Origin of the sequence: Pseudonocardia acidicola, from assembly GCF_012911935.1 — a bacterium.
Classification (GTDB): domain Bacteria; phylum Actinomycetota; class Actinomycetes; order Mycobacteriales; family Pseudonocardiaceae; genus Pseudonocardia; species Pseudonocardia acidicola.
In genome coordinates this window covers 68091-82729 of the sequence record NZ_JAAXLA010000012.1, presented here as the reverse complement: position 1 = coordinate 82729, position 14639 = coordinate 68091, and the positions used below count along the sequence as shown (strand labels likewise).

Here is a 14639-nt window from a genome sequence, read left to right as displayed (position 1 = left end):
GAGCTCCCACGACGTGCGACAAGGAGGACGACACGCCATGACAACAGCAAGTCCACCCCGGCGGACCGACCCGGGTGCGATCACCCGGTCCGAGGTGCGCCGGCCGGCGTCGCTCGCGGACGCGATACGCGAGCTGGCCGAGCTCGGCACGGACGGCGCCCCGCTGGCCGGCGGCACCTGGGTGATGCGGGCGCCGCTGCGCGGCGCGCCGGTCGCCCGGGTCTACGTCGCCCTCGACGGTCTCGCGGAGCTGCACGGTATCCGGACCGGTGACGACGCGGTCGAGATCGGCGCGATGGTGACCCACGACGAGCTCGCGGCCCTCGACGCTCCCCCCGCACTGGCCGGGCTGATCGAGGCGGCCCGGCGTTCCGCCTTCCCCGCGGTACGCAGCGTCGCGACCGTCGGCGGCAACATCGCCGCTGTCGGGTTCCCGGAGGCCGACCTGGTGCCGGCGCTGCTGGCCGCCGAGGCCCGCGTCGTCGTGGCCGGCCCCGACGGGGAGCGGACCGAGGACCTCGCCGGCCATCTCGCCTCCCGGCGCGAGCGCCTCGCCGGCGAGCTGATCGCCCGCATCGTCGTCCCCACCCCGGCGGCCCGGCGTTCCGCGTTCGAACGGCTGACCGTCCGCGGCGGCGGCGAGTACGCGATCGCATCGGTGGCGCTGTCGGTGGACATCGAGGGCGCGACCGTGGCTGCCGCCCGGGTCGGCGTCGGCGGCGTCGAGGAGATCGCCCGGCTGTCCGACGCGGCCGCCGCGGTGCTGGTCGGCGCTGCGCTGGACGACGCGGCCGCCGAGCGGGCAGGCCAGGCCGCCGCGGACGAGTGCACCGCCCGCGAGGGCCTCGACGCCCCCGGCTGGTACCGCCTCGCCGTGCTGCCTGCGCTGGCCCGCCGCGCCGCAGCCACCCTCACCACCGCCGACGACCAGCAGAAGTGAGCAACCGATGCCCCACGCGTTCACACTGAACGAACGGCCCGTCGAGGTCGACGCGCCGGACATGACCCCGCTGTTGTCGGTACTGCGCAGCCGGCTCGGTCTCACCGGTGCCAAGCCGGGCTGTGCCGAGGGCCGCTGCGGCGCCTGCACCGTGCTCGTCGACGACCGGCCCGCCGTGTCCTGCCTGACCCCGGTCGCGCTGGCGCAGGGCCGAGCCGTGCGCACCGTCGAGGGCCTCGCGGACCCGGACGGCCCGCTCAACCCGCTGCAGGACGCCCTGCTCGAGCACGGCGGCGTGCAGTGCGGCGCCTGCACACCCGGCATCCTGATGTCGCTCACCGCGCTGTTCGAGCGCAACGCCACCCCGGACGAGGCCGCGATCAAGGAGTCGCTGGCCGGCAACATCTGCCGCTGCACCGGCTACCACAAGATCGTCGAGGCGGCGCTGGCCGTCGCCGGGGCGAACGGGGGCCGGTCGTGACGCGCGTGGTCGGGACCAACGCCCGCCGCGCCGACGGCGACGACAAGGTGCGCGGCGCCGCCGTGTACGGCATGGACTACGGCCAGACCGGCACGCTGCAGGCCAAGCTGCTGCGCTCGCCGGTGCCCGCGGGCCGGATCCGGCGGCTCGACACCGCGCGGGCGGCCGCGCTGCCCGGGGTTCGGGCGATCATCACGGCCGCCGACGTCCCGGACACCACCTCGGGCTGGATCCTCAAGGACCAGCCGATGTTCGCCCGCGAGGAGGTCCGCTACATCGGCGAGCCGATCGCCGCGGTGGCCGCGGACACGCTCGCGCAGGCCGAGGCCGCGGTGGCCGCGATCGAACTGGAGATCGACCCCCTGGAAGCGCTGACCGACATGGACGCCGCGCTCGCCGAGGGCGCCCGGCTGATCCACCCGGCCTGGGAGTCGTACCAGATGCTGGCGCCCGGGCCCCGCTCGGGCAACGTCGCCTGGGAGTCCACGCTGGACCGCGGCGACGTGGACGCCGCGTTCGCCGCTGCGCACCTCGTGGTGGAGGACGAGTTCAGCACCCAGCGCCAGCACCAGTCCCCGATCGAGCCGCACGCCGCGGTGGGCCGGTTCGAGGGCGGCCGCTACGTCGTGCACAGCCCGGCGCAGTTCCCGTTCCTGGTCCGCGACCGGCTCGCCGAGTGGCTCGGCATCGCTCCCTCCAAGGTCCGCGTCGTCGTCACCACGATCGGCGGCGGCTTCGGCGGCAAGATCGACGCGATGCTCGAGCCGTTCGTCTGCGTGCTCGCGCGCAGGACCGGCCGCGCGGTGCGGCTGGTCAACACCCGGGCCGAGGAGCTGCAGACCGCCGGGCCGCGGGAGAACGCGAAGATCCGCATCCGGACCGCGGTCTCCGCGAACGGCGAGATCCTCGCCCAGGAGGCCGACACGATCGCCGACAACGGTGCGTACAGCGGCGAGATCGTCGCGTGCGCGGCGGTGCCGGGGCTGGTGTTCGGCGGCACCTACCGGGTGCCGGTGGCCCGCTACCGCACCCGGGTCGTCTACACGAACACCGCCCCGACGGCGGCGTTCCGCGGTGTCAACGGCCCGTACGCGATGTTCGCCCTCGAGCAGCACCTCGACCACATCGCGGCGAAGCTCGGCATGGACCGCCGGGAGCTGCGGCTGCGCAACGTGGTCAAGGCCGGCGAGGCCATCGCCAACGGCCAGGTCCTCGACGATGCGGTCTTCGAGGAGGGCTTCGCGAAGGTCGAGCAGATCGCCCCGTGGGCCGCCCAGGCCCCGTCCGGCAACCCGAGGGGGTTGCGCGGCAAGGGCATCGGCGCGGTGACCTGGCTGACCAACCCGGGGCCGGGCGGCGCCACCGTCAAGATCAACGAGGACGGCACCGCCGGGGTGATCTGTGCCGGTGCCGAGATCGGCACCGGCGCGGTGGCCGCCGGGCTGCGCCAGATCGTGGCCGAGGAGCTCGGGCTGACCCCGGACGACGTGATCATCCTGGCCGCGGACACCGACGCCGGGACCTACGACGGCGGCGCCCAGGGCAGCCGGACGCTGTTCTCCCTGGGCAACGCGGCCGTGCAGGCCAGCGCGCAGGTCCGCGAGCAGCTCCTCGAGGTGGCCGCGAACCTGCTCGAGGCCAACCCGGCCGACCTCGAGCTCGCCGACGGGCACGTCCAGGTGACCGGATCGCCGGGCGCGAAGGTCCCGCTGGCCGCGGTGGCCCAGACCGCGCTCTACACCGCGGGCCCGATCTCGGCCACCGGCCGGCACATCACCCCGCCGGTGCAGTTCGACTCGGGCTGCCTCACCGGGGCGCTGTTCACCGGGTTCGCCACCCCGACCTACCACGTGCACTCCGCCGAGGTGGAGGTCGACCCCGACACCGGCAAGGTGACGATCCTGCGCTACGTCGTCGCCCAGGACGTGGGCCGCGCGATCAACCCCCAGCAGGTCGAGGGCCAGATCCACGGCGGCGTGCTGCAGGGTGTGGGGTACGCGCTCTACGAGGACCTGCGCGTGGCCGACGGCGTGACCGTGGACCACAGCCTGGAGAACTACCGGCTGCCGACGGCGTTCGAGGCACCGCCGATCGACATCGCACTGCTGGACAACCCGTGGCCCGACGGCCCGTACGGGGCGAAGGGCGCCGGCGAGCCCTCGCTCATCCCGGTCGCCGCGGTGATCGCCAGTGCGGTCTCCGACGCGATCGGCAAGCCGATCCGCTCTCTGCCCATCACCCCCTTCGACGTCCTGGCGGCACTGCGCGAGGAGTCCGAGAGCCCCGCGAAAGGAACAACGCGATGACCACCCCCGCAACTGACGGCTCCCCCGTCGGCCTGCTCGTCTCCAGCCAGGTCCAGCCCGAGCTGATCCCGGAGATCTCGACGCTGGCCGAGCGGGAGGGCTTCGGCGAGCTGTGGATCCCGGAGGACTACTTCTTCTACGGCGGCATCTCCGGCGCGATGGCGGCGCTGGGTGCGACCAGCGAGATCAAGGTCGGCGTCGGCGTCGTGTCGGCGATGGCGCGCCACCCTGCGGCGCTGGCCATGGAGCTCGCGACGATCGACCGCATGTACCCCGGGCGGGTCTGGCCCGGCATCGGCCTGGGCGTCCCGCACTGGGTGGAGCAGATGGGCGCCATGCCCAAGTCGCCCTACACCGCGATGCGTGAGACCGTGACCAACGTGCGCCGGCTGCTCGACGGCGAGGAGGTCACCTTCCAGGGCAAGGTCTACTCGTTCGACAAGATCCAGCTGGTGCACCCGGCCGCGACGAAGCTGCCGATCTACATGGGCGTGATCGGCCCGAAGATGCTGAACCTGTCCGGCGAGGTCGCCGACGCCACGCTGGTCTCCGTGCTCGCCGGCACGAAGTACCTGGGCTGGCTGCGCGAGCGGGTCGCCGAGGGCCAGGCCAAGGCCGGCCGGACCGGCGAGCACCACCGTGTCGCCACCTACGCCCTGTACTCGGTCGACCCGGACGGCGCGAAGGCCAAGGCGGAGGCGCGCACCGTGGCCGCCTTCTACCTCGCGGCGGTGCCGAAGTCCGGGCTCACCGACGTCTACGGCATCGGCGACGAGCTGTGGGACATGTACCAGCGCGGCGGCGACAACCCCGCCGAGCTGATCATGCGCGAGATGCCCGACCAGTGGGTCGAGGACCTCGTGGTCGCCGGGGACCCGGACGAGTGCGCGGCGAAGATCCAGGCCCTGATCGACGCGGGCTCGGACTCGGTGGCGCTGGCCCCGGTGGCCGCCGACCGCGTCAAGGAGGTCGTGGAGCTCACCTCCCGCGAGGTGCTGCCGAAGGTCCGGCACCGGGCGGGGGCCTGATGCGGATCGGGATCGACGTCGGAGGCACCAACACCGACGCGGTGCTGATGGACGGTGACCGGGTGCTGGCGGAGGTCAAGAGCCCGACCTCCGCCGACGTCACCACCGGCATCCTCGCCGGCCTGCGCAGCCTGCTCGGGCAGAGCGGGGTCGCGCCGGAGTCCATCGAGACCGTCATGATCGGCACCACGCACTTCACGAACGCCGTGGTGGAGGCGCGCCGGCTGCTGGAGGTCGCGAGCGTCCGGCTCGGGCTGCCCGCCACCCGCGCGCTGCCGCCGCTGATCGACTGGCCGGACCGGCTGCGCGCGGCCGTGGGGCAGCACGTCTACCTGTGCCACGGCGGCCACGAGTTCGACGGCCGCGAGATCGCGCCGCTCGACGGCGGCGAGCTCAAGCGGGTGGCCGACGACATCGCGGCGAAGGGCCTGCGTGCCGTCGCGATCTCGTCGGTGTTCTCCCCGATCAACGACGATCTCGAGCGGCGCGCCGAGGAGATCATCCGGGAGACCGTGCCGGACGTGGCGATCAGCCGGTCCGCCGAGCTCGGCCGGATGGGGCTGCTCGAACGCGAGAACGCGACGATCATGAACGCGAGCCTGGCCGAACTGGCCGTGCACATCACCGACGCGTTCCGCGCCGCGCTGCACGAGTCGGGCATCGACGCCCCGATGTACATCAGCCAGAACGACGGCACGCTGATGACCGTCGAGCAGGCGGAGCGCTACCCCGTCTCGACGTTCGCCTCCGGGCCGACGAACTCGATGCGCGGGGCGGCGCTGCTCTCCGGGTTGCAGGACTGCGCGGTCGTCGACATCGGCGGCACCACCTCCGACATCGGCATGCTCGTCAACGGCTTCCCCCGTGAGGCCAAGTCGACGATCGAGGTCGGCGGGGTGCGGACGAACTTCCGCATGCCCGACGTGCTCCCGCTCGGTATCGGCGGCGGCAGCTACGTGCGCTCCGACGCCGACCCCGTGGTCGGACCGGAGAGCGTCGGCTACCGGCTGCCCCAGCTCGGCCGTGTCTTCGGCGGGGACACGCTGACCGCGACGGACATCGCGGTGGCCGGGGGCCGGGCCGAGGTCGGCGACACGAGCCGGGTCGCCGGCGTGGACCCGGCTCTGGTGCGCCGTGCGCTGGAGAGCATCGAGGCCCGGATCGCCGAGGCGGTGGACCGGATGAAGACCACCTCGGACCCCATCCCCGTGGTGGTCGTCGGCGGCGGCAGCATCCTGCTCGGCGACACCCTGCCGGGCGCCGCCCGGCTGGTGCGCCCCGAGCACCACGCGGTCGCGAACGCGATCGGAGCCGCGATCGCGCAGGTCGGCGGCGAGGTGGACCAGATGTTCTCGGTCGGCCCGCAGCTGTCCCGGGACGCGGCGCTGGAACAGGCGCGGGAACTCGCCGCCGAGCGGGCGGTGGCCGCGGGTGCGGTGCCGGACTCGGTCCGGGTCGTCGACCAGGAGGAGCTGGCGCTCGCCTACGTGCCCGGCAACGCGGTCCGGATCAGGGTGAAGGCCGTGGGAGATCTCCAGCTCGGAAGGAAGACCGTTGCGACTCGTTGACGAGCGGCAGCTCACCGACATCGCCCTCGGCGCCGGCATCCTCGGCACCGGCGGCGGCGGAGACCCCTACATCGGCATGCTGCTGGCCCGCGACGCGATCCGCGAGCACGGGCCGGTGGAGGTCGTCGACCTCGACGAGGTGTCCGACGACGCGTTCGTGATCCCGTCGGCGATGATGGGGGCCCCCACCGTGATGGTGGAGAAGCTCCCCAGCGGCGACGAGGTCGTGACCGCGTTCCGCAAGCTCGAGCACCACCTGGGCCGGCGGGCGACGCATACCATGCCGATCGAGATCGGCGGGCTGAACTCGATGATCCCGTTCTGCCTGGCGGCGCGGGAGCGGCTGCCGGTGATCGACGCGGACCTGATGGGCCGCGCGTTCCCCGAACTGCAGATGTGCATGCCCACGCTGTTCGGTGGCAAGGCGGCGCCGATGTCGATCGCCGACGACAAGGGCAACGCCTCGATCATCGATGCGATCGACAACCGGTGGACCGAGCGCCTCGCGCGGTCGCAGACGATCGACATGGGCTGCGCCGCCCTGATCGGGCTGTACCCGCTGGCCGCCGCGCGGCTGCGGGACTGCACGATCCCGAACACCCTGCGGACGGCCGAGGAGCTGGGCCGGCTCGTGCGGGAGGCCCGGGAGGCGCACGGCGACCCGGCAGCGGTGGTCCCGAAGTACCTCGGTGGGGTCCAGCTGTTCGCCGGCAAGGTCGTCGACGTGCACCGCCGGACCGAGGGCGGCTTCGCCCGCGCCGAGGTCCGCATCGAGGGCCTGGGCGACGACGCCGGCGCCATGCTGCGCCTGCAGACGCAGAACGAGCATCTGGTCGCCGAGCGCGACGGCGAGATGCTCGCCTCGGTCCCGGACCTGATCATGGTCCTGGACTCCGAGACCGGCCAGCCGATCACCACCGAGGACCTGCGCTACGGGTTCCGGGTCACGGTCGTCGCCGCGCCGTGCGATCCGCGGTGGCGGACCCCGGCCGGGCTCGAGGTCGTCGGCCCGCGCTACTTCGGCTACGACTTCGACTTCGTGCCGATCGAGGAGCGCATGGCAGTGCGCTGAAGCCGCTGCGCCGGTACCGGTGCCCCGGGGTGCCGGTACCGGCGCAGGCCGGTGCCTCCACCGGCAGCATGATCGACGTATCCGGGACATTCCGGCCACGGATGGCCGTACGGTCCCGAAACCGGCGATCATTGCAGCGGCGGCTCAGCCCGTCCCGGTCAGCGACCAGCCGGCGAGGACCGGTTCGGGGAACACCGACAGCAGGACCAGGCCTGCCACCGCCACGGCGATCGCGACCGCGATCGGACGGCGCAGCGCGCCGAACGCGGCGCCGTCGGCCGCCGGTGGTGCGAACAGGCGGACCGCCCAGGCCAGGTAGTAGTACAGCCCGATCACGGTGTTGACCGCCACGATCACCGCCAGCCAGCCGTGGCCGCCGTCCACCACCGCCCGCACCACGACGACCTTGGCGAAGAGCCCGGCCAGCCCCGGGGGCAGCCCGGCCAGGCAGGCCAGGAAGAACGCGAACGCCACACCGACGACCGGGTGGGTGCGGGCCAGCCCCCGGTAGCCGTCGAGGTCGGTGCCGTCGTTCCCCGGCGTGATCCGGCCGATGAAGGCGACCACCGCGAACGCGCCGGTCGTCATCAGGGCGTAGATCACCAGATAGCCGACGGACGCCGCGACCAACTCCTCGCGCAGCTCCGGCCGCCCGGCCATCCCGGCCAGCGCCCCGAGCGGGGCGAGCACGTACCCGGCCTGCGCGATCGAGGACCAGGCCAGCAAGCGCAGGGCACCTCGCTGGCGCAGCGCGACCAGATTGCCCACGGTCATCGACGCCGCGGCCAGCACCGCGACGAGCGGTGCCCACACCGGTGCGAACCCGCCGAACCCCAGGACCAGCACCAGCACCAGCCCGGCGAACCCGGCGACCTTCGAGACCACGGCGAGCACCGCGGCGACGGCGACCGGAGCGCCGGCGTAGGTGTCCGGCGCCCAGGTGTGGAACGGCACCGCGGAGACCTTGAAGCCGAACCCGACCAGCACGAGCACGATGCCCACCGCGGCCGCGGGTGGGGCCGCGGCCGGGTTCAGCGCCACGGCGATGCGATCCAGGTACATCGACCCGGCCAGCCCGTAGACCAGGCTGATCCCGTACAGCATCACCGCGGTCGAGGCCACCGACACCAGGAACATGGTCAACGCGGACTCGGTGGACCGGCCGTCGTAGCGGCGCAGCGCGACCAGCGCGAAGACCGGCAGCGAGACCAGCTCCAGGCACACCACGAGCGTCACCAGGTCGCGGCCCGCGGGCAGGGCCACCGCACCGGCCACCGCGGTGAGAAGCAAGAAGCAGAACTCACCGGCGGGCAGCCGGGTGCGCCGGATCTCCGGCACCGCGAGCAGCAGCGCCGCGGCGCCGGCCAGCAGCGCGACGAGTCCGAGCAGGACCGCGAACGGATCCACCACATAGGAGCAGGACGCCGGCCCGGTCCCACGCAGCGCCGCAGGCAGGCAGAACGTCGCCCGCGACCGGCCACCGCCCAGGACGTCGGCGGCCAGCACGAGTTCGGCGGCCAGGGCCAGCCCGGCCCCGGCCAGGGCGGTGGTCGCGACCAGGCGGGCCGCGGGCCGGAAGGCCTCGACGAGCAGCACCACCAGCGCCGCCGCCGCGAGCAGCATCGGCGGCGCGATCGCGAGCAGGTCGACGCCCTGCACGGCGGTCGTTGCCGGACCGGTCATCACCTCACCCCCAGCAGGGCGCGCACCGCGCCGTCGGTCACGCCGAGCACGACCGCCGGCCAGAGCCCGGCGACCAGCACCGCGGCCACCAGCGGGCTCCAGGTCAGCAGTTCGGCGCGGCTCATGTCGGGCATCGGGACCGACGACCGGGGCACGCCGTAGACCACCCGGCGCAGCATCACCAGCAGGTAGGCCGCGGTGAGCACCATGCCCACACCGGCCACCGCGGCGAGGGCCACGTACAGCCCGCCGGGCAACTCCGCAGCGGGCCGGAACGCCGCCAGCACGGCGAGTCCCTCGCCCCAGAAACCGGCCAACCCGGGGAGCCCGAGGCTCGCGACGGCACCGAAGACGACCAGCGCGCCCAGCCGCGGGGTGGCGGCGAGCAGCCCACCACCGAGCCGGCCCATGTCCGTGCTGCCGTAGCGCTCGGAGATGCCGCCGACCAGGAAGAACAGCAGGCCGGTGATGACGCCGTGGGCGATGTTGGCGAACAGCGCCGCGTTGATCCCGACCGCGGTGAGGGTGGAGATCCCGAGCAGCACGAACCCCATGTGCCCGATGCTGGAGAACGCCACCAGCCGCTTGAGGTTCGACTGCCCCAGGCAGGCCAGCCCGGCGTAGACGATGCCGACCACCCCGAGCACGCCCAGCACCGGGGCGAACGCGGCCGCGCCCTCCGGCAGGATCGGCACCGCGATCCGCACCAGCCCGTAGGTGCCCATCTTCAGCAGCACCCCGGCCAGCAGCACCGATCCCACCGTCGGCGCCGCGGTGTGCGCGTCGGGCAGCCAGGAGTGCAGCGGCCACACCGGGATCTTGACCGCGAGGCCGCCCGCGATGGCGAGGAACCCGACGACCTGCACGGTGTGGCTCAACCCGGCGCCGCCGCGCTGGGCCAGCACCACCATGTCCAGCGTCCCGGCCGCCACCCCGACCAGCACCAGCCCGACCAGCATGACCCCGGAGCCGACGAGGGTGTACAGGATGAACTGCCGCGCCGACGGGCGCCGGTCCGCTCCGCCCCAGCCGGCGATGACCGCGTACATCGGGACCAGCACGATCTCGAAGGCCACGAAGAACAGCAGCAGGTCCAGCGCGACGAACGTGCCGAGCATGCCCACCTCGAGCAGCAACAACAGGGCGACGAACGCCTGCGGCCGGGCCGGCCGGGCCGCCGACCGCAGCAGGTAAGCCGCGCAGAGCGTGGTCAGCAGCGCGGTGAGCAGCACCAGCGGCAGCGAGATGCCGTCCACGCCGAGGTGGAACCGCAGCCCGATCGCCGGGATCCACGCCGCGTCCACATCGGACCGGCTACCGCGGGCGTAGTGCACCGCGAGGGCGACGGCGTCGAGCAGGGTCAGCGCGGTGGCGGCGAGGCCCACGGGCAGCGCCCGGTGCTGCGCCCATCCGCGCGGGGAGACGAGCAGGACCAGGGCGCCGGCCAGCGGGACGGCGAGCAGGAGGACCAGCAGCACGTTCATCCCAGCATCGCCACCCCGACCGCGATGAGCAGCACCCCGGCGAGCACGCCGGTGACGTAGAACTGCGGGTTGCCGGTCTGCGTCAGCCGCAGCGCCCCGCCGAGTCGCCGGGCCGCGTTCCCGGTGCCGCGCACCGCCGCGCCGACGCCGTCGTCGGCCCGGACCACCCGGGTGGCCAGGCGCTGCACGACGGGGACCAGGGTGCGCTCGTACAGGTCGTCGGTGCCGAACGCGGTGGCCAGCACCCGCGGCGCCGACCAAGCCGGCGCGCGGCGCCACCCGAGGTACCCGGCGACCACGCCGGCGAGAGCGAATCCGGTGCAGGTGAGCGCGACCGCCCGGTCCACCCGCAGCGCCCCGGTCGTGACCCAGTACACCCCGAGACCGAGAGCGGGCACCGCGAGCGCGACCAGCGGACCGGTCAACAGCGCCGGCACCTCCCGGACCCCGGGCTCCCGCACCGGCCCGGCGAAAGTACGCAGCCAGGCCCGGGTGACGTAGGCGCCGGTCACCGCGGTGGTCAGCAGCGCGCTGCCGAGCAGGATCGTGGCGACGGGGCCGCGGCCGTGCCACATGACGTCGACGACTCCGTCCTTGCTGACGAACCCGCTGGTCGGCGGCAGCGCGGCGAGCGCCGCGAACCCGACCGTCGCGGTGGCGAACGTGACCGGCATGCCGCGGCGCAGCCCACCCATCCGGCTCAGCTGCGAGCCGCCCACGGCCACCGCCACCGCGCCCGCGGCGAGGAACAGCAGCGCCTTGAACGCGGCGTGCGCGAGCAGGTGCGTGAGGGCGGCCGTCGCACCACCGGCCGCCAGCGCGCCGAACATCAGCCCGAGCTGGCTGACCGTGGAGTAGGCCAGCACCCGCTTGAGGTCCTCGGCACCCAGTGCCGCCAGCGCCGCGCCCAGCATGGTGATCGCGGCCAGCACCCCGAGCACGGCGAGCGTGACCGGTGCGGCCAGGAACGCGGGATAGAGCCGGACAACCAGGACCACCCCGGCCGCGACCATGGTCGCGGCGTGGATCAGCGCGCTGACCGGTGCCGGGCCGGCCATCGCATCGGGCAGCCACGAGTGCAACGGGAACTGGCCGGACTTGGCGACCACGCCCAGGGTGATCAGCAGGGTGCCGGCAAGCACCGGGCCCGGGGACATCCCGGGCACCGCGTCGAGTACCGCGGTGATCCGGAACGACCCGGCGGCCAGGCCCAGCACGACGATGCCGAACAGCAACCCGACGTCGCCGACCCGGGTCATCAGGAACGCCTTGAGCGCCGCGGCCGTCGTGGGGCGGTCCTCCCAGTGGTGGCCGATGAGCAGGTAGGAGCACACCCCCATGACCTCCCAGCCGACGTAGACGATCAGCAGGTCGGCGGAGAAGACCACGGTGAGCATGGCCGCGGTGAACAGCGAGATCAGCGCGGAGAACGAGGCGTAGCGCGGCCGGCCGCGCATCAGCCCCGCCGAGTAGACCTGCACGGCGAGCGCCACCACCCCGACCATCACCCCGACCGTCGCGGACAGCGCGTCGACCCGGGCGCCGAGCACGATCGGGATACCTCCGGTCGGGGTGAACGGCACCCACGCCTCGGCCGGCCCGGCCCCGGCGCCCGACGCCACCAGGACGGCGAGCACCGCACAGCCGGTGGCACCGGTCACGGCCACCACGGCCGGGCCGCCGGGTGAGCGGCGGCCGGCCAGCAGCCCGAGCGCGGCGGCGAGGAAGGGGACGAGCACCGCGCAGGTGGCGAGCGCGATCACGGACGTGATCATCGGCGCACCGCCTCACCGCGACCGTCCAGAGTGTCCACCGAGATGCTCGCCCGGTTGCGGAACAGCAGCAGCACGATCGCCAGGCCGACCCCGACCTCGGCCGCCGCGATCACGATGACGAACAGCGCCAGCACCTGCCCGGAGCGCGACGGGTCGCCGAGCAGCGCGTCGAACGTGACGAGGTTCAGGGTGACCGCGCCGAGCATCAGCTCGACCGACATCAGGATCAGCACCGCGTTGCGCCGGGCGAGCACGCCGTAGATCCCGATCGCGAACAGCACCGCGGCCAGCACGGTCGGATAGGCGATCCCCATCTCAGCCCTCCCGGCCGGAGACCGGCGCGCCGGGCACCTCGCGTGGGCCGACGTCGGCGCGGGTGAGCACGATCGCGCCGATCAGCGCGGCGAGCAACAGCACCGAGAGCACCTCGAAGGGCCACACCCAGCCGGCGAACAACGCCGTCCCGACCGCCTCGGCACTGCCGGCCACGACGGCCCCCGGCCCACCGATCGGCAGCCGCGCCCCGGGGAACGCCGCCGGCACCACCGCCACCAGGACCGCGCCGGTGCCACCGGCCACGAGCAGCGCGGCCGGCCGGTTGCGCGAGTCGGCGTCGGCGGACGGCGCGATCGGTGCCCGGGTGAGCATGATCCCGAACAGCAGCAGCACGACCACCGCGCCGACGTAGATCAGCACCTGCACCCAGGCCACGAACTCGGCGGTGAGCACGATGAAACAGCCGGCCAGCGCGCCGAAGGCGACGACGAACCAGAGCGCGGCGTGCACCATGCGCCTGCTCGTGACCACCAGCAGCGCGGCGCCAAGGACCACCCCGCCCAGCAGCACGATCATGATCTCGCTTCCGGTCATCGCGTCATCGACTCCGGTTCGGGCACCGGATCGGTGCCCGCCCTCTCGGGCACCGCGTCCAGCCAGCGGCCCAGCATGTCGCGCTCGTGGGTCAGCTCGACCACGTCGTAGGCGGCGTAGTCGAACGCCGGCGCCCAGTACAGCGCGTCGAAGGGGCACACCTCGATGCAGATCCCGCAGTACATGCACAGCGAGAAGTCGATCGCGAAGCGGTCCAGCTGGTTGCGGGTGCGCTCACGGCCGCCCTCGGTCCCGGCCGGCTCGGTCTCCTTGTGCGACTCGATGTAGATGCACCAGTCCGGGCACTCGCGGGCGCACAGCATGCAGGAGGTGCAGCTGTCCTCGTGCAGGGCGATGACCCCGCGGCTGCGGGGCGGCAGCTCGGGCTGAACCTCCGGGTACTGCTGGGTCACCGAACGGCGCAGCATCCGCCGCAGCGTCACGGCGAGCCCGGTGACCAGGCCGGGAACCTTCACGACATCACCACCCGGATCACGCCGGTGAGCGCCAGCTGGGCCAGCGCGAGCGGGACGAGGACCTGCCAGGCCAGCTTCTGCAGCTGGTCGCTGCGCAGCCGCGGATAGCTGGTGCGCAGCCACACCACCACGAACGCCAGCGCGAACACCTTGAGCAGGGTCCACAGCCAGCCGAGCTGCGCGTCGAGGAACGGGCCGCGCCAGCCGCCCAGGAACAGCACCGTGGTCAGGGCGCAGACCACCACGATGCCGGCGTACTCGGCGAGCAGGAAGAAGGCGAAGCGCAGTCCGGTGTACTCGGTGTAGGGGCCCATGATGATCTCGGCGTCGGCCACCGGCATGTCGAACGGCGGCCGGTGCAGTTCGGCGAGCCCCGCCACGAAGAAGATCACCGCGCCGGTGCCCTGCCAGAGCAGCCACCACGGCGACCAGGCGCCGATGATCCCGGTCAGCGACAGCGTGCCGGCGGCCAGCGCGACCGAGGCCGCGGTGAGCACGAGCGGCAGCTCGTAGGCCATCAGCTGGGCCGCCGAGCGCATGCCGCCGAGCAGCGCGTACTTGTTGGCGCTGGCCCACCCCGCCATCACCGAGCCGAGCACCCCGACACCCAGCACCGCGAGCGCGTAGAACAGCCCGATGTCCAGGTCGAGTGCCACCAGGCCGGGGCCGAGCGGGATCACCAGCAGCACCAGCAGGTACGGCAGCAGCGCGACCGCGGGCGCGAGCGAGAAGATCGTCCGATCGGCGTGCTCGGGGACGACGTGCTCCTTCTGCGCGAACTTGACCCCGTCCGCGATGAGCTGCGCCCAGCCGTGGAAGCCCCCGGCGTGCATCGGGCCGAGCCGGGACTGCATGTGCGCCATCGCCTTGTGCTCCATCTGCCCGACCAGCAGCGGGAGGGTCAGGAACGCCACGAACACGGCCACGAGCCGCAGCCCGGTGTCGAGCAGGCCCAT

At 73.4% G+C, this 14639-nt stretch carries 13 protein-coding genes; 6 read left to right on the top strand and 7 right to left on the bottom strand.

The window, feature by feature from the left end; all coding sequences use genetic code 11:
• The first annotated feature begins 37 nt into the window (after positions 1-37).
• The 6 genes from HF526_RS09185 to HF526_RS09160 are packed head-to-tail and all read left to right on the top strand — an operon-like array spanning position 38 to position 7395.
• Entirely contained in the window at positions 38-940 is a 903-nt protein-coding gene (locus tag HF526_RS09185) for an FAD binding domain-containing protein (RefSeq protein ID WP_169380919.1), read from the top strand.
• Positions 941-947: 7 nt separating this feature from the next.
• Entirely contained in the window at positions 948-1421 is a 474-nt protein-coding gene (locus tag HF526_RS09180; RefSeq protein WP_169380918.1) for a (2Fe-2S)-binding protein, read from the top strand.
• Positions 1418-3727 carry a molybdopterin cofactor-binding domain-containing protein gene (locus HF526_RS09175; RefSeq protein ID WP_169380917.1) on the top strand — a complete coding sequence of 770 codons (2310 nt, stop codon included), beginning with the start codon at positions 1418-1420 and terminating at the stop codon, positions 3725-3727. Before HF526_RS09180 ends, HF526_RS09175 begins: the two co-directional genes overlap by 4 nt.
• Positions 3724-4755, top strand: coding sequence for an LLM class flavin-dependent oxidoreductase (locus tag HF526_RS09170; RefSeq protein WP_169380916.1), 1032 nt, complete (start codon positions 3724-3726; stop codon positions 4753-4755). Before HF526_RS09175 ends, HF526_RS09170 begins: the two co-directional genes overlap by 4 nt.
• Positions 4755-6323, top strand: coding sequence for a hydantoinase/oxoprolinase N-terminal domain-containing protein (locus HF526_RS09165; RefSeq protein ID WP_169380915.1), 1569 nt, complete (start codon positions 4755-4757; stop codon positions 6321-6323). The genes HF526_RS09170 and HF526_RS09165 overlap by 1 nt, the downstream gene beginning before the upstream one ends.
• Positions 6310-7395, top strand: coding sequence for a DUF917 domain-containing protein (locus HF526_RS09160; protein WP_169380914.1), 1086 nt, complete (start codon positions 6310-6312; stop codon positions 7393-7395). Before HF526_RS09165 ends, HF526_RS09160 begins: the two co-directional genes overlap by 14 nt.
• Before the next feature lie 144 nt (positions 7396-7539).
• Here the strand turns inward: HF526_RS09160 and HF526_RS09155 are convergent, their stop codons facing one another.
• From HF526_RS09155 to nuoH, 7 genes are read right to left on the bottom strand one after another with little or no spacing between them, the layout of a single operon-like run.
• Positions 7540-9078, bottom strand: a complete 1539-nt coding sequence (locus tag HF526_RS09155; protein WP_169380913.1) for an NADH-quinone oxidoreductase subunit N — start codon at positions 9076-9078, stop codon at positions 7540-7542.
• Positions 9078-10562 carry a complex I subunit 4 family protein gene (locus HF526_RS09150; protein ID WP_169380912.1) on the bottom strand — a complete coding sequence of 495 codons (1485 nt, stop codon included), beginning with the start codon at positions 10560-10562 and terminating at the stop codon, positions 9078-9080. The genes HF526_RS09155 and HF526_RS09150 overlap by 1 nt, the downstream gene beginning before the upstream one ends.
• The gene (locus HF526_RS09145) at positions 10559-12337 is read right to left on the bottom strand and encodes an NADH-quinone oxidoreductase subunit 5 family protein (RefSeq protein ID WP_211176978.1); all 1779 of its coding nucleotides are present in this window, start codon (positions 12335-12337) and stop codon (positions 10559-10561) included. Before HF526_RS09145 ends, HF526_RS09150 begins: the two co-directional genes overlap by 4 nt.
• Complete coding sequence (nuoK, locus tag HF526_RS09140) at positions 12334-12651, bottom strand: NADH-quinone oxidoreductase subunit NuoK (RefSeq protein WP_169380911.1); 318 nt, start codon at positions 12649-12651, stop codon at positions 12334-12336. The genes HF526_RS09145 and nuoK overlap by 4 nt, the downstream gene beginning before the upstream one ends.
• A 1-nt stretch (position 12652) precedes the next feature.
• The gene (locus HF526_RS09135; protein ID WP_169380910.1) at positions 12653-13207 is read right to left on the bottom strand and encodes an NADH-quinone oxidoreductase subunit J family protein; all 555 of its coding nucleotides are present in this window, start codon (positions 13205-13207) and stop codon (positions 12653-12655) included.
• Entirely contained in the window at positions 13204-13683 is a 480-nt protein-coding gene (locus tag HF526_RS09130) for a 4Fe-4S binding protein (RefSeq protein WP_169380909.1), read from the bottom strand. The genes HF526_RS09135 and HF526_RS09130 overlap by 4 nt, the downstream gene beginning before the upstream one ends.
• A complete protein-coding gene (gene nuoH / locus HF526_RS09125) occupies positions 13680-14639 on the bottom strand; it encodes an NADH-quinone oxidoreductase subunit NuoH (protein ID WP_169380908.1) in 960 nt (319 codons plus the stop codon). Before nuoH ends, HF526_RS09130 begins: the two co-directional genes overlap by 4 nt.